13 protein-coding genes are annotated in these 14,193 nt (G+C 62.3%); 9 read left to right on the top strand and 4 right to left on the bottom strand.

Annotated features, from left to right (window positions below; all coding sequences use genetic code 11):
* Window positions 1-28: 28 nt before the first annotated feature.
* The 3 genes from VSP_RS00410 to VSP_RS00400 form a co-directional block, all read right to left on the bottom strand.
* Window positions 29-757: an esterase family protein gene (locus VSP_RS00410; RefSeq protein ID WP_009957983.1), complete on the bottom strand. Its 729-nt coding sequence runs from the start codon at window positions 755-757 to the stop codon at window positions 29-31.
* A 45-nt stretch (window positions 758-802) separates the two neighbouring features.
* On the bottom strand, window positions 803-1,771 hold the full coding sequence (locus VSP_RS00405; protein ID WP_009957981.1) for an acetylxylan esterase: 969 nt from the start codon (window positions 1,769-1,771) through the stop codon (window positions 803-805).
* Window positions 1,772-1,953: 182 nt separating this feature from the next.
* Entirely contained in the window at window positions 1,954-2,478 is a 525-nt protein-coding gene (locus VSP_RS00400) for an FmdB family zinc ribbon protein (RefSeq protein ID WP_009957979.1), read from the bottom strand.
* A gap of 129 nt (window positions 2,479-2,607) precedes the next feature.
* Here VSP_RS00400 and gluQRS point away from each other — a divergent pair, with 129 nt between their 5' ends.
* From gluQRS to VSP_RS00365, 7 genes are all read left to right on the top strand, one after another.
* Entirely contained in the window at window positions 2,608-3,456 is an 849-nt protein-coding gene (gene gluQRS, locus VSP_RS00395; RefSeq protein WP_009957978.1) for a tRNA glutamyl-Q(34) synthetase GluQRS, read from the top strand.
* Between the two features lie 31 nt (window positions 3,457-3,487).
* The gene (locus VSP_RS00390) at window positions 3,488-4,399 is read left to right on the top strand and encodes an aldo/keto reductase (protein WP_009957977.1); all 912 of its coding nucleotides are present in this window, start codon (window positions 3,488-3,490) and stop codon (window positions 4,397-4,399) included.
* A gap of 66 nt (window positions 4,400-4,465) precedes the next feature.
* Window positions 4,466-5,728, top strand: a complete 1,263-nt coding sequence (locus tag VSP_RS38690; RefSeq protein ID WP_009957975.1) for a glycosyltransferase family 2 protein — start codon at window positions 4,466-4,468, stop codon at window positions 5,726-5,728.
* A gap of 562 nt (window positions 5,729-6,290) precedes the next feature.
* Window positions 6,291-7,052, top strand: a complete 762-nt coding sequence (locus VSP_RS00380) for an RluA family pseudouridine synthase (RefSeq protein ID WP_009957974.1) — start codon at window positions 6,291-6,293, stop codon at window positions 7,050-7,052.
* A 72-nt stretch (window positions 7,053-7,124) separates the two neighbouring features.
* Window positions 7,125-7,991, top strand: coding sequence for a sulfurtransferase (locus VSP_RS00375; protein ID WP_009957973.1), 867 nt, complete (start codon window positions 7,125-7,127; stop codon window positions 7,989-7,991).
* Between the two features lie 112 nt (window positions 7,992-8,103).
* Window positions 8,104-8,565, top strand: a complete 462-nt coding sequence (locus tag VSP_RS00370; protein ID WP_009957971.1) for a SufE family protein — start codon at window positions 8,104-8,106, stop codon at window positions 8,563-8,565.
* Between the two features lie 128 nt (window positions 8,566-8,693).
* Window positions 8,694-11,693, top strand: a complete 3,000-nt coding sequence (locus tag VSP_RS00365; RefSeq protein WP_081452329.1) for a beta strand repeat-containing protein — start codon at window positions 8,694-8,696, stop codon at window positions 11,691-11,693.
* A 6-nt stretch (window positions 11,694-11,699) separates the two neighbouring features.
* Here the strand turns inward: VSP_RS00365 and VSP_RS00360 are convergent, their stop codons facing one another.
* On the bottom strand, window positions 11,700-12,146 hold the full coding sequence (locus VSP_RS00360; protein ID WP_009957967.1) for a GYF domain-containing protein: 447 nt from the start codon (window positions 12,144-12,146) through the stop codon (window positions 11,700-11,702).
* A 97-nt stretch (window positions 12,147-12,243) separates the two neighbouring features.
* Here VSP_RS00360 and VSP_RS38685 point away from each other — a divergent pair, with 97 nt between their 5' ends.
* On the top strand, window positions 12,244-12,732 hold the full coding sequence (locus VSP_RS38685; RefSeq protein ID WP_009957966.1) for a CD225/dispanin family protein: 489 nt from the start codon (window positions 12,244-12,246) through the stop codon (window positions 12,730-12,732).
* Between the two features lie 23 nt (window positions 12,733-12,755).
* The gene (locus VSP_RS00350) at window positions 12,756-13,184 is read left to right on the top strand and encodes a DUF2752 domain-containing protein (RefSeq protein WP_009957965.1); all 429 of its coding nucleotides are present in this window, start codon (window positions 12,756-12,758) and stop codon (window positions 13,182-13,184) included.
* Window positions 13,185-14,193: the final 1,009 nt, after the last annotated feature.

The following is a 14,193-nucleotide window of genomic DNA, read 5'->3' as shown; positions in this document are numbered from 1 at the left end:
TCTGTGAAAAGAGCCCCACCCCGTCTCCTCACACATAGATCTGCGCCATGCGCCGCCAGTAGTAGCCGCTGTGAGCGCGGTCTTCCCAGAAGTGGATCTGGTGCGAGATGCCCTTGCGCTGGAGGATGGAGCTGAGCAGCTCGTTGTTCTCCCGGAAGGGGTCTTCCTTCCCGATGGTCAGCACGATGTCCATCTCCCGCAACCGGGTGAGCTGGCGCGGGCACTCCACCTTGGGGAGGAAGTGCGTGGGGGTATGCTCATGCACGCTGTCGCTGTAGTAGCCGGAAAACAGATTGCTGAAGTGCTCCACATTCAACGTGAGGTCATACCTGCCGGAGAAGGCGGCGAGCTTTTTGAAAAGGTGCGGATGGCGGAAGGCGATGTTGGCCGCCTGATAGGCCCCCAAACTGCAGCCATGAGCAATGACGCAGGGGTCGGGATTGCGGGCGTTCATGAAGGGAAACACCTCATGCAGGATGTATTCCTCGTACTGTGCATGCCGCCGGATCCGGTCCTCCGGATGGGCCCACGGGCAGTAGAGACTCTCCCCGTAGATCCCATCCACACAGAAAAACTGGAGCTGCCCGGCTGCGATCTTTTCCTGTAGCATAAGGGGGATGCGCAGATCCTCGTACTCGTAGAAGCGCCCCTCACGCGTGGGGAAGACCAGCACCTTGGCACCGGCATGACCAATCACAAGGAGCTCCATCTCGCGGCTCAGCCGCCAGCTCCACCACTTGTGATACTCGCGATTCATGAGGAATCTGACAGCAGAAAGTGCCGCCACCGTCCCCGATTTGCGTCACAATGCCGCAAAAAAAATGTGAAGTTCCCGCCTCAAGCGGGCATCCTCCTCTGCCTGCCCCGGATGCGGGTGGTGCCCCGCCTCCAACACGAAGAGCTGCTTGACTCCCGGCAGGGCGTTGAAGATGGAAAACTGTCCCGCGGGGGCCACCGCGGGATCGAACACAGCGCACGCCGCATGCACGGGCACCTTCACATGCCGGGCAGCCACAGAAGCGTCGAAGTATCGCAGCACGTCCATCGTCTCCGGGCGGCGCTTCACGTGCTGCTGCACACTGGCCGCACTGCCAATCGTGGCCAGCTTCATGCGCAGCGGCTGATTACCAAAGGTGGGCACGTTGTAATGAGCGCGCTGCACGCGATCCTCCCAAGCGACGGCCATGGTCCCCACCCCGCCGCCAAAGCTGATGCCCATGTAGCCAATGCGGCCCGCCACCTGGGGAAAGAGGGCCAGCATGGCAGACACGGCCAGCCAGAGGTCATCCACACAACCGCCCAGCACATAGCGGCTGCGGTTCTCAATCTCATGGAGCACATGCCAGTGCGGCTGATCGGAGATGGACGGATGCCAGCTCCGTCCCAACCCCCGCGCACAGGGGAAAAAGATCACCGCATCATCCACCGGGAGCTCGTAGTCCGGCTCGCTCCGGCCTCCGTAGCCGTGGCCCACCACCAGACCACGAACAACCCGGCCTGACTCCGGCACCAGAGCCCAGCCCTGAATGCGTGTGCCTCCTGTGGAGATGTAGGAGAGATCCAGCACCCGCCAGCCCTGATTCACCTCACCCGTGTCCCGCAACCGGGCTCGCGGATCACAGGCCAGCGCTTCGGCACGACGGGCCAGCCAGAAGTCGGCGAAATCTCCAGCCTCTTCCGGGGCACCCACCTTCAGCAGATCATCCAGCTTGTACCCATGGGTAGGGTCGAACGGATGACCGTGTGCCATTTTGACGGAGCCCGGGGACATGCTGGGAGGAAGTGTAGTTTCTTGAGCAGTTCCCATGCACCAGCGTCCTCAAATGTCTCAATGTCTTGCAAAAATGTCGAATAGTCTTGCCAACGACTCTCATGGAGCAGATTCGCAGGCATCCCTCAACCAGGAAACGGGGAGGCTAGCCAATCGGATAGGTGTGGCGGGACGCTTTGGTATCAGGGGATCCAGTCGCTCATGTCGTACAGTTTCCGGTCCCGCTTGGGAGCTTGCAGGCCGCTGCGCAGGCGCTTCACGGTCTGGGTGAAGAAGTCCGCTCCATCGGCCCCCTCCCCCTCCGGCCCGCCAAATTCTGCTTCCAGTTTCTCCGGATCCTCGCCTGCTTCCAGCCGACGGATCATCTCCCGCATCTCCGGCGGCGCTTTATCCCCCATGACGTCCGTCATTTTCCGCATGAAGTGGCCCAGCTGCCGCGGATCGGGATTGCTTTCGTCCATCCCCGCCATGTCACGCTCCATCTCCGCCATGAAGGACTCCATCTTGGCGTCATCCATGCCCGCGAAGGGATCATCCCCCGCGTCCTCCTTCGCCCCCCGCAGGAAGGCAAACCGGGAAATGCGTTTTTCCATCCGGAAGGACGGATCTTCCGGGCAACGGGGTGTTTTTTCCCGGTAGGACAGACTGCGTGCCAGAAACTGGTACACGGTGTGATTATCCGGGCAGTAAAACTCGTAGATGGGCATCGCAGGATGAAATGGAAAAGGTTCTCGATATTGGTGCCTCGCGCACACCATTTCGTTGAGAGATAAAAGATTGCGTTTTCCCCGCGGCTTGACAAGAAACATCCCCGATCCCCCTCGTACCCGCCGCCCGTGATCACCCGCTTCGCCCCCAGTCCCACCGGATGGCTGCATCTGGGACATGCGTATGCCGCAGTGTTTGCGCATGAGGAAGCCCGGCAGGCTGGAGGGCGCTTCCTGGTCCGTCTGGACGATCTGGACCTCACACGAGCGCGCCCCGTGTATGAAGAGGCCATTTTCGAAGACCTCGCCTGGCTGGGTCTGACCTGGGAGGCACCAATTCGAAAGCAAAGCGATCACTTCGAGGACTATCGTGATGCCCTCCGCCGTCTGGAAGCAATGGGGCTGCTCTATCCCTGCTTCTGCACCCGGCGGGAGATTCAGGAGGAGATTGCTCGTGCGGGCATCGCCCCACAAGGGCCTGACGGACCTCCCTACCCCGGGACTTGCCGCCGACTGGCTGCGGATCAGGTGGAGGAACAGATGGCCTCCGGCCGCGACTACGCCATGCGGCTGGATTTGGGCAAGGCACTGGATCTCGCCGGGCGGAATCTGGACTGGCTGGACCTGAACCACGGCCGGATGATCGCCGATCCCACCCCGCTGGGAGACGTCGTGCTTTCCCGGAAGGAGACCCCCACCAGCTACCATCTGGCCGTGGTGGTGGACGACTCTGCCCAAGACATCACCCTCGTGACCCGCGGGGAGGACCTGCTGCCCTCCACCCATCTGCATCGGGTGCTCCAGGCGCTGCTCGGCCTGCCAGTCCCTGTTTGGAAACATCACCGGCTCATCACCGATGAATCCGGCAGGCGACTGGCCAAGCGGGACGACGCTCGTTCCCTGCGCTCTCTTCGTGAGGGAGGCTGGACACCCGATCAAGTCCGTGCTGCCATAGGCGTTCCTCCGCCGGAGGTCTGATCCGTATCTCACTCCCAGCTTCCCTGCCCTCATGTCCCTGCCCCGCCTCAAGCTCTCCCCGAACGGCCCTGAATTCTCCCGCCTCGTCTATGGCACCTGGAGGGTGCTGGACGATGGTGCCAGCCTGCAGGACCTGAACCGCCGGCTCAATCGCTGCGCGGACCTGGGCATGACCACACTCGATACCGCAGAAATCTACGGCCTCTACGAGGTGGAGGAGGCTCTGGGCAAGGCTCTGGCCCTCTCCCCCGGGCTCCGGGACCGTCTGGAGATCGTCACCAAGGCGGGTATCTACGTGCCCAACAAGTACCACCCCGAACGCCGCACCGCCTTCTACAACGCCACGGGTGCCCGCTTGATCAAGAGCCTGGAGAAGTCTCTCCGCTTCCTCGGCACCGATCGGGTGGACCTCTTCCTGGTGCACCGGCCCGACTGGCTGACCAGCGCGGACGACACCGCCTCCGGCCTCAACCAACTGGTCCGCGAGGGAAAAATCGCCAGCGCCGGGGTCTCGAACTACAGCGTCACCCAGTATGACCTGCTCAACAGCCGTCTGGAGCAGCCGCTGGTGACGAACCAGGTGGAATTCCACCTCCTGCACATGGATCCCGTCTATGACGGCGTGTTCGACCAGTGCCAGAAGCTTCAGGTGCGCCCCATGGCGTGGAGCCCACTCGCCGGTGGCCGCCTCTTTGACGCGACGAACGAAGCCGCCCGTCGTCTGGCTGCGGAAGCCGCCCGCCTGGCCGACAAGTATGACGGGGCCACGCTGGAGCAGCTCGCCTACGCCTGGATCCTGGCCCATCCGGCCCAGGCGCTGCCGGTGATCGGCACGAACAAGGTGGAACGGATCGAGAGCGCCGCCCAGTCCTCCCGCATCCAGTTGGAGCGTGAAGACTGGTACGCCCTCTGGGAGGCGGCCAGGGGACATAAGATCCCATGATGGGCCGCTCCTCCTAATTCACTTGAAGCATCCCGGCTTTGCGGCACTCATGTACATTCCCTCATCATGCCTGCTCGTGTTGCTGTCGTCATCCCCTGTTACAATCACGGTCGCTTCGTAGGCGGGGCCATCGATTCCGTCCTGGCCCAGACGCGCAAGCCCGATCGTATCCTGGTGATCGATGACGGCTCCACGGACAACTCCGTGGAGGTGCTCAAGTCCTATGAGAGCAAGGGCATCGAGCTCTGGACCCGGGAAAACCGCGGTGCCCACAACACCATCAACGAACTGGTGGACCGCGCCGCGACGGACTGCGAGTACGTGAGCATCCTGAACTCTGACGACCGGTACCTGCCGCAGCGCATCGAGCTCTGCCTGGAACTGGCCACGCAAAACCCGGTGAAGTGCGTCTTTTGCACCGGCCTGCGGGTGATCGACGCCGAAGGTGCCATCATGCCGGAGGACGCGCCGCGCGCCCGGTGGTTCCACGGTGCCTGGAGCCTGGGCAAGCAGGAGGGCATCACCATGGCAGAGTGGTTTGGCCAGGCCAACTTCGTGGCCACCACCACCAACGTCTTTGCCCGGGCGACCTACCTGCAGCAGTACCCCTTCCGCCCCTACCGGTTCAATCACGACTACTTCTTCCTGGCCACGGCGGCGCTGGAGAACCAGATCGCCGTGCGGCCGGAGGTGCTCTTGGAATACCGCGTTCACGGCAGCAACACCATCGCCACCAAGCCGGAGCCACTCATCAAGGAGATGGTGCGCATGCAGCTCGACCTCTACAAGGAGCACACCGAGGCCTTCATGACGCAGCCAGAGATGCGCAAGCGCTTCTACCAGTTCGCCCGCGCCTCCTGGGACAACATCAGCAGCTTCCACGCAGGGCTGCTCCAACTCGCCCTCGCCCGCCTGGCCACCCTGGCCTCCGAGCAGGAACTGGAGGCCATCGCCGCCAGCCTCGAAGGGCCGGAACTCGATGAGTTCCCCAACAAGATCCTCGCAGGCTCTTACGATGGCAAAACGCCACTCGTCTCCGGTGGCGTGCTCAATGACCGGCTCGAGACCCTCCGTGCCGAACACGACCAGTGCAAAAAGGATCGGGAGGCATTGGACCACCTCGCCCGCGCCCGTCAGAAAATCCTCTCCTCCAAGTGGCTCCGCCTCGGCCTGTTGCTCGGCCAGCTTGGCCCCCTCACCGGAAACGAGGGCAAACGCCCGGCTGACAAGTGGCAGAACTTTAAAGATGCCTGCGCCGCCAGCAAGTGGGTGAAGATCGGAGCCACCCTCCGCTCCAAGAGCGCGCGGGCGCTGCGCGACAACAAGTAAGACCGCGTCTCGGAGTGCCGGCAGTTTTGGTGATGATCTAGAACCGTGGCACTTCGCCAGCGTTGACGACTTCCATCCCGTTTTCGGCCTGCCTCAGACCGAAATTGATCCCAGTATGGGATCTGTAGCACAGCCCAAGGTTGCCGAGCCCTAAGCGAGGCTACCTTGGGTACCGCCGCAGGAGATGATCAGGTGGGAAGGCCGACAGCATCCTGTTTCTCCCCATCGCCATCAACACCTCCAAGTCATCCCCCAGGTTTCTTGGCAGGCGCTCACTGTAGCGGCTGGAACGGCTGCGGCCTGTGGCAGCTGAAGGGGTATGGCAAGGGATGCTTCAGGGAAAAAAAGCGACGTCCCGGTTCTCGGGGGCACTCTTTGCGGCGAGGACAACAACCGGGACGGTTCTTCCACATCCATTCCGACCAAGCTTTTCAGCCTGCCCGAACGTCACTCTGGCTTCCGATACGGCGGGCTCAACGGGTGCACCTCCCGCCAGAGCAACCTTCCTCCATGGATCTCCCTTTCCAGGACACGGCTTGGCGCTAGAATGCCCTCCCTACCCATGTCCGCCAGTTCCGACTACAACTTCGCCATCCTCGATGAAACCGAGGACTGGCTGGTGGTGGACAAGCCTGCGCCACTCCAGATTCACCCAAGCAAGCCCTCAGACGCCGGGCTGACCCTGTGGGACGGCATTCGCGAGCTGCTGGCCTATGAGCTGGCCAATGGCGGACAGGTCTCCATCATCAACCGGCTGGATCGGGAGACGAGCGGCGTGGTGCTGGTGGCCAAGACCGGACCAGCAGCGCGGCGACTCGGCAAAGCCATGATGCGCCGGCAGATGGACAAGACCTACCTCGCCGTGGTGGCGGGCTGGCCGGAGTGGGAGGAAACGACGGTCACCGCCCCCATCCTGCGACAGGGGGACGTCATGGACTCCCGCATCTGGGTGAAGCAGCGGGTGGATGAGCGGGGGGTCCCGTGTGAAAGCCACTTCCAGGTGCGGGAACGGCATGAGACCCACCGGGGCCGCTTTTCCCTGGTGGAGTGCGCCCCGCACACCGGCCGCATGCACCAGCTCCGGGTGCACCTGGCCCATCTGGGGCACTATGTGGTGGGAGACAAGATCTACGGCCCTTCCGAGGATTGCTACCTGGAGTTCATCGAGACCGGGTGGACTCCGAGGCTGGAGGCCCAGTTGCTGCTTCCCCGCCAGGCACTGCACTCTCATCGGCTCATATTGGATGACGGCCAGGGCAGGCAGGAATGGGTGGCTCCACTGCCGGAGGCGCTGGGGACGTTTCTCAGCAGCGCCCGCCCCTGAAGGTTGCCTTTTGCCCGCTGAAACGCATGTTGCGGGCGTACCCTTTTGCTCACGCCCCTCGATTTTCCCGTCATGACTTCCAAGTTTTCTGCCTACGCCCATCCTGATGCCCTCGTCGATACCGACTGGCTGGCCGCCAATCTCGACACGCCGGGCATCCGGATTGTCGAAAGCAACGAGGACCTGCTGCTCTATGACACCGGCCACATCCCCGGAGCGGTGCACATCGACTGGCGTCGGGACCTGAACGATGAAATCACCCGCGACTACGTCGGTCCGGACGCCTTTGCCCAAGTGTGCCGGAAGAACGGCATCACCCCGGAAACCATCGTGGTGTTCTACGGTGACAAGTCCAACTGGTGGGCCTGCTACGCGCTGTGGGTGTTCCAGCTCTTCGGCCACCAGAACGTCAAAATCCTGGATGGCGGCCGCGCCAAGTGGACAGCGGAGGAAAAGCCGCTGACCCGCGTGGTGCCAAACTACCCTGCGACCGACTATCCCACTCCCCTGGAGCGCGATGACACCACGAACCGCGCCTTCTACCACCAGACCTGGCAGCACATGCTGGCCAAGAAGCCGCTTGTGGACGTGCGCTCCCCCAAGGAGTTCAGCGGCGAGACCACCCACATGCCGGAGTATCCCCAGGAAGGGGTGCTGCGTGGCGGCCACATCCCCGGAGCCAAGAGCTGCCCCTGGGCCACCGCTGCCAATCTGGACGGCACCTTCAAAACAGCTGAGGAGCTCGACCAGATCTACACCCAGAACCTGGGCCTCAAAAAGGACGACGACATCGTCGCCTACTGCCGGATTGGCGAGCGCAGCAGCCACACCTGGTTCGTGCTCAAGTACCTCCTGGGCTACGACAAGGTCCGCAACTACGACGGCTCCTGGACCGAGTGGGGCAACATGGTGCGCAGTCCGATTGAGAAGGGAAGTTGAGGCTAAGAGTTATGTGTTAGCCGCCATGCGTGGGGCTAGGCGCAACTCGTAACGCCCAACTCCTGGCGTCTGACCCTTTTCACTTTTTACTTCTCACTTTTCACTGCATTCCATGTCCTATCCCCCCGCCCTTCAAGACATCATTGAACTCTTCGAGCACCTCCCTGAACAGGAGCGGCGGGAGAACCTCATTGTGATGTCGGACGGTGCCAAGCGCCAGGAGCCCAAGGAGGGCGAGACTTTTGATCTCGAAGACGTCCGCAAGGACGAGGAGTGTACCGACACGGTAGGGGTGTACTTGAAGGTGGATGAGGACAACAAGGTGCACTTCGCCATCACCCTGGGGCCCTTGGTTCAGACCCTCACCAAGGCCATGACCTCCATCCTCTGCCGGGGCCTCAACGGAGCCCGGCCCGAGGAAATCATGGCCGTGCCGGCGGACTTCGTGCCCCGCATTGTGGGTGCCGAACTGGTGCGCCTGCGCAGCCAGACGGTGTATTACGTGCTGGGCCGCATGAAGACGGCTGTGAAGATGTACCTGGACCGCAAACGGGCTGCCCAAGCGGCCGCTTGAGGCAGAACGAGTTCGAGAAGCGCCCCCGCACTTTTGCGTCGGGTTCTTGCAAATAATTGCATTCCATCGCGAGAAAGGGAGGTGGGGCTCCGTAAACTGGAGCTCGCAAATAATCCGCTCACGCTCGCATGGCTCCCTCCTCACCCGGCGCAGCCGCGCCTTCCCACGTCGTTTCCTCCATCCCACCCCACAACCGACGCTTTGCCAGGACGTTATGCCGTTCGGGTCTTTTCGTGGTGCTGCTCGCCACCAGTCTCGGTTCCACTTGGGCAGCAACCCGCAACAAGACGAGCTCGTCCAACGCCCTCAATGACTCGGCCAGTTGGAGCGGGGGAATTCCGGGAGGGAACGACATTGCCGCGTGGGTCGCAGGCAGTGCCACCTCCAATGCCTTGGGCGCTGACACCTCCTGGCTGGGCATCAAGCTGGATGGTGTGGCCTCGGCGGTGGCGATCACCACGGGGAACACACTCACACTGGGCTCAAACGGCATCGATCTGAGCGCTGCCGCAGCGCAGGACCTGACCATTTCTTCGAACTTGGCATTGAGAGCCTACACCGGACAGGTGTGGAATGTGGCTGCCAGCCGGCTGCTGACGATCAACTCCGGCACCTTCACCCGCGGTCTCGGATCCTCGTTGAGCATTCAGGGGGCCGGAACTGTGGCAGTGGCAGGCGGCTTTCCCGCCAACGACAGCACCGGCATCCTGGGGCCCTGGATCACCTATGGGACAGGGGCAAATACCCGCTATGCCCTCCGCAATGGCAGCAACCAGATCGCCGGGTACACCGGCACCACCGTGGCCGCAGCCGACGCAGTGGATACCACTGGAGCCGCGAACTACGAAGTGAGCGGCGTGGGCACTCTGGGCTCAGGAGCCTCGTTCAACACCCTGCGTTACACAGGAGCCAGCGGCACCCTCGCCGGAGATTTCACCGTGAATGGCATTCTCAATGCCGGAGCCGGAACGCTCACGATCTCTGGGAAAGTCACGGTCGGTGCTTCACGAGAACTGCTCCTGACCGTGCCTGATTCCACCCGGAATCTCACCCTCAGCGGCGGCATTGCCGACAACGCCTTGGGAGCCTCCAGCGTCACCATCGCCCACAACACCGCAAACGCGGGCACGGTCACGCTTTCAGGCGCCAGCACGTACACGGGCACCACCTACATCCAGTCGGGCACCGTCGTGGTCTCCCACAATGACGCACTGGGTGCCTGGGACACCACCACCCATCCGAACGCGGGCACCACCGTGTACACCGCGAACCGCGGTCGGCTACAAGTCACTGGGGGCGTGACCCTTTCGGAAGTCATTTCCTTTATCGGTGACGATCCCAATGGCACCTCCCACTCCAGCCTGATGAATGGTACAGGCACGAACACCTTGCTGGGGCAGCTACGGCTGATCGGAGGGGTGCGCATCGGCGGCAGCGGGGCTGGCAATGTGCTCAATATCAAAGGCGGCATTGTCTCCTCCGACGGCACCACTCGCCAACTGGTCCTAAACCCGGGAGGCAGCACCGTGAACATCTCCGACAATGCAGTGAATCTGGGTACCGGAGGCACCTTCTACTTTGACCAGAGCGGTCTCGTCACGCTGTCCGTCACCGGCAACGTCTGGGGCCGGACCATCGTGGCCGGCGGTGGCACAATGCGGATGATGGCAGCCAACGTGCTGCCTTCCGCCGCCGTTCTTCAGCTGGGCGTGGCTTACAACACCAGCGCCAGCACCCTGGATCTCAATGGCTTTGACCAGACAGTATCCCGGCTGGAGCAAAGCACCGCCACACCAGGTGTCGTCACCAGCACGACTGCGGCCACCCTTACGGTGAACCAGTCTTCCAACGGCTACTTCCATGGCCAGATCACCGGTCAGGTGAAACTGGTGAAGCAGGGCAACACGACTCTGCAACTCGGCGGGAACAGCACGCATACCGGCAACACGGTCATCCAGTCCGGCGTGCTGGAACTCAACTCAATCGGTGCCTCCGTGGACAACAGCGCCACCGTCACCAACACCGTGTCGTCGATTTCCGGTCTGGACACCACCCAACTCATAGTGGGGCAAATCGTTACGGGCACGGGCATCCAGGCTGGCACCTACATCACCTCCATCGTCAACGCGACAACGGTCAATATCAGCCGTGCGGCCAACGCGAATGGCGATGGCACAGTCTCCTTTGGCGCCCTTACGGGTTCCCTCAGCGGCAGCACAGTGGACTATGACAACCAGGGCGGCAGCCTGACGTTCGGCAAATTCACCACGGCCGCCCAGATCGGCGGTCTGAAAGGCAGCCAGAACCTCTCCCTCGTCAACACGGCCAGCACCGGGGTCGCCCTCAGCGTCGGAGGAAACAACGAGTCCACCACCTACAGCGGCGTCTTCAGCGGCACCGGCGGATCCGTGAACAAAGAGGGCACCGGCACCTTCACGGTCACGGGCAACAACACCCACACCGGCGGCACGACCGTCAGCAAGGGCACCTTCCTGGCCAACAACACCGCCGGTTCCGCCACAGGCACGGGCAGTGTCAACACCGTTTCCGGCAGTGGCGCGACGCTCGGTGGCACCGGCAGCATCACCGGAGGAGCCTCTCAGAACATCACTCTCGGCGCGGGCACCTTCCTCATGGTGGGCGGGACGCACGGCGTGAACTCAGGCGGTGCCCAGGATCTGGTTCTCGGAAACAGCAGCAGCGTCACCAATGTGGACATCAACCTCGCTGGCACCCTTCAGTTTGACCTGTTCGGCAACGACGGCAGTGGCGTTTCCAATCCCCTGGGTGAGAACGACGCGCTCAAACTCTTCTCCTCCGTCACCGTGGATCTCACCGGCAGCAGTCTGGAGGTGGCCGCGCTGGGCATGGACCCGCTCACCTGGAACATTGGCGACACCTGGATGCTGATCGATCTCTCCGGCGTGACCAATCCCACCAAACTCGATGGCAGCCCGCTGCTCTCCAGCATGCCCACGCTTGCTCCGGACAAGAAGTGGACCAGCTACTCGGATGCGAGCGGCTTCTACGTGCAGGTCGCTGCCGTGCCCGAGCCTGGCCGCGCCATGCTGCTCATCCTGGCACTGGGGGCGTGGGGCCTGCGCCGGCGGCGCAATCTGTCCGCTTGATACCCGTTACATGCCTGCCGGCTTCGCCAGCACGATGGAGACAATGAACGCCCCCAGACCGATCAACCAGACGAGCGCCAGCCCACCGCCTACGATGATGCCAATCCAGGCGTGGGCTTTCCCGCGAATCCACGGCTCACGTTTGGCTCGCTTCAGCCCCTTGATCCCCAAGACAAGCGCTGGGATCCCCGTGAGGATGCCGATGCAGGGGATCAAGGAGGCCACTGCCAGATAGTAGGCGGTGAGGGCCTGCGGGTTCTTGTACGGAATCACCCCGCCCGTGTGATCCCCCTGAGCCGACTGGAGCAGGCTGCCGACGGTGACGGGTGTTTGCGATCCCTCCGGCCAGGCCAGGTCCGTGGGGTGCAACGATCCGGCCGTGAACAGGCGGCGCACCTCCTCCAGGGGATAAGGGCCGTACGACTCGTTCTGGCGCTGAATGGTGTAATTCATGGGGGAAGTTTTGGCGGTTATTTGGAATAAATATCTGCAATGTAAAGCGGTGAGTTTTCAACTGGACAACCGGGGACCTCGCGGCTGACTAGGGGGCATGTACTACGTCGGCAAAGATGGCAGGCAGTCGGGCCCCTTCACCCTGGAGGAGTTGCGCGCCATGGTGGGCAAGGACCAGCTGCACGTCGATGACCTCGTTTGGAAAGAAGGCATGCCCCAGTGGGTCCAGGCCGGCTCCTTGCCCGGGCTCTTTGGCTCTGCCAGCGTCCCGCCGCCGCCTCTGGGCATCTCACCACCCGGAGCCCAGGCCTCGCATGGCTACCCGCCGCCCACCTTTGAGGAGGTGCCCACCTACCTCTGGCAGTCCATCGTGCTTCTCTTGTTCTGCTGCCCCCTCTTTGGCATTCCGGCCGTGGTGTATGCTGCCCAGGTGGACAAGAAGATGGTTGTCGGCGACGTCACCGGAGCCAGGCGATCTTCCCAGAAAGCCCGCTTCTGGTGCTGGATGTGCGTGGTGCTCTCCGTGATCAACTACGCGTTTGTCATCTGGTACTCCTTCTATCGTCCCGACTGGTTCCGGATCTAAGGGCTCTGTATCCTGCCTTGCCCATGAAAAGAAGCCCGAGCACGGCGTCCCGGATCGCCCTTGGCAGCGCACTGCTGATGGCCATGCTCATGGGTGCATTCGTGCTTTATCAACATCCCCCGGAGGACAACGGGCTCTATCCGCAGTGCATGTTCCACCGCCTGACCGGCTGGCATTGCTCCGGCTGCGGTGCCACCCGTTGCCTGCATGCCCTGCTCCACCTGCGGTTCGAGGAAGCAGCACGCAAGAACATCCTTGCCATGGTGGGCCTGCCCGTTCTCGGCTTCCTCTTCCTCCGCGGCCTCGGGCGCTGGATGCTGAACCACCCCACTCCCCCGCCCCTCAAAGGCCCCTCCCGGTTCATGGCCATCGCCACTGTAGTGATCATCCTCGGCTTCGGCGTGGTGCGCAACCTCCCCTGGCCGCCCTTCACGTGGCTGGCCCCGCATTGAGGTCAGGACACCGGGCTGGAAATTGCGCATGGGAACCGGGCGCGACCCTCGCGGTGAGGCTGCGTGCGTTGGGCAGGTTGAATGGAAGAGGTCGTCATCACCCCTGCCGACTTCCTTGGATTGCAGGAAATCACAAGAGCCGCCAAAAGCGGTGTCAAGCCACCAGCACTCCAAGACGCTGGCGCGTCAATCAGCCATGCCTTGATTGAGCGACCCTCGCTCCAGCACGAGCAAATGTCGCGAAGCGTCTTGGAGTGCGTGCGGCTCGACGCCGCTTTCGACTGCCGGATCCACCTCCCACTTCCCCTCATCTCCGCCCGCCTGCCCTCCTCACGTCGCCCTCAGACACTCGTGCTTCCTTTTTCCTCGAAGAGGATGCGACCACAAGCCCAACGTTGGCGAACTTCCAGCAACCTGTCAATTTCAAGGATACACATCATACCGGATCACCCGAACAAACACTGCCTGTATGATGTCCCTTTCAGGCGTGGGGTCGTCTGAAACCTTGCGCAAGAGCAGCAGTCGGGGAATGCCGCTTGCAACAGTGGTCGAAGTAAAGATGGACTGCGCTGGCTTGGAGTCTGCCGCGCCCAGGTTTTTCGAGACCCACTTGTTCTTCCAAAGCCACTTTGCTCCTCGCAGTCGCGGAGGCAGGAACCGCCTCATCCAAAGAGAGCGAGTAACCGACCGGAATCCGAAAGGTCTGGATGTCCCACTCATCCATTCTCCGAAACGCCTCGATAGCCGCCGCCACCTCCTTCTGGTTCGCTGGCTCACGTGCCATCAGCCCAGACAGCCCGGAAAGAGCCGGGACCACGAGCAACAGGAAAAACTTTTTAGCTCCATTCATTGGCAAAGGGGGGGTGCCTGAAGGTTGGCGGCAGGGCTCAGATGCACAGGAAGTGTGAACAACCGGCCTCTAATGTGAAAAAGTCTGCGCCAAACACGCCGGTCAGCGCAAGCCCGATCTCAGAGGTATCTCGAACAAACTCCCTTCGGATCGCGATAG

Source organism: Verrucomicrobium spinosum DSM 4136 = JCM 18804 (assembly GCF_000172155.1).
Classification (GTDB): domain Bacteria; phylum Verrucomicrobiota; class Verrucomicrobiia; order Verrucomicrobiales; family Verrucomicrobiaceae; genus Verrucomicrobium; species Verrucomicrobium spinosum.
This window is presented reverse-complemented; position numbering and strand designations above follow the sequence as displayed.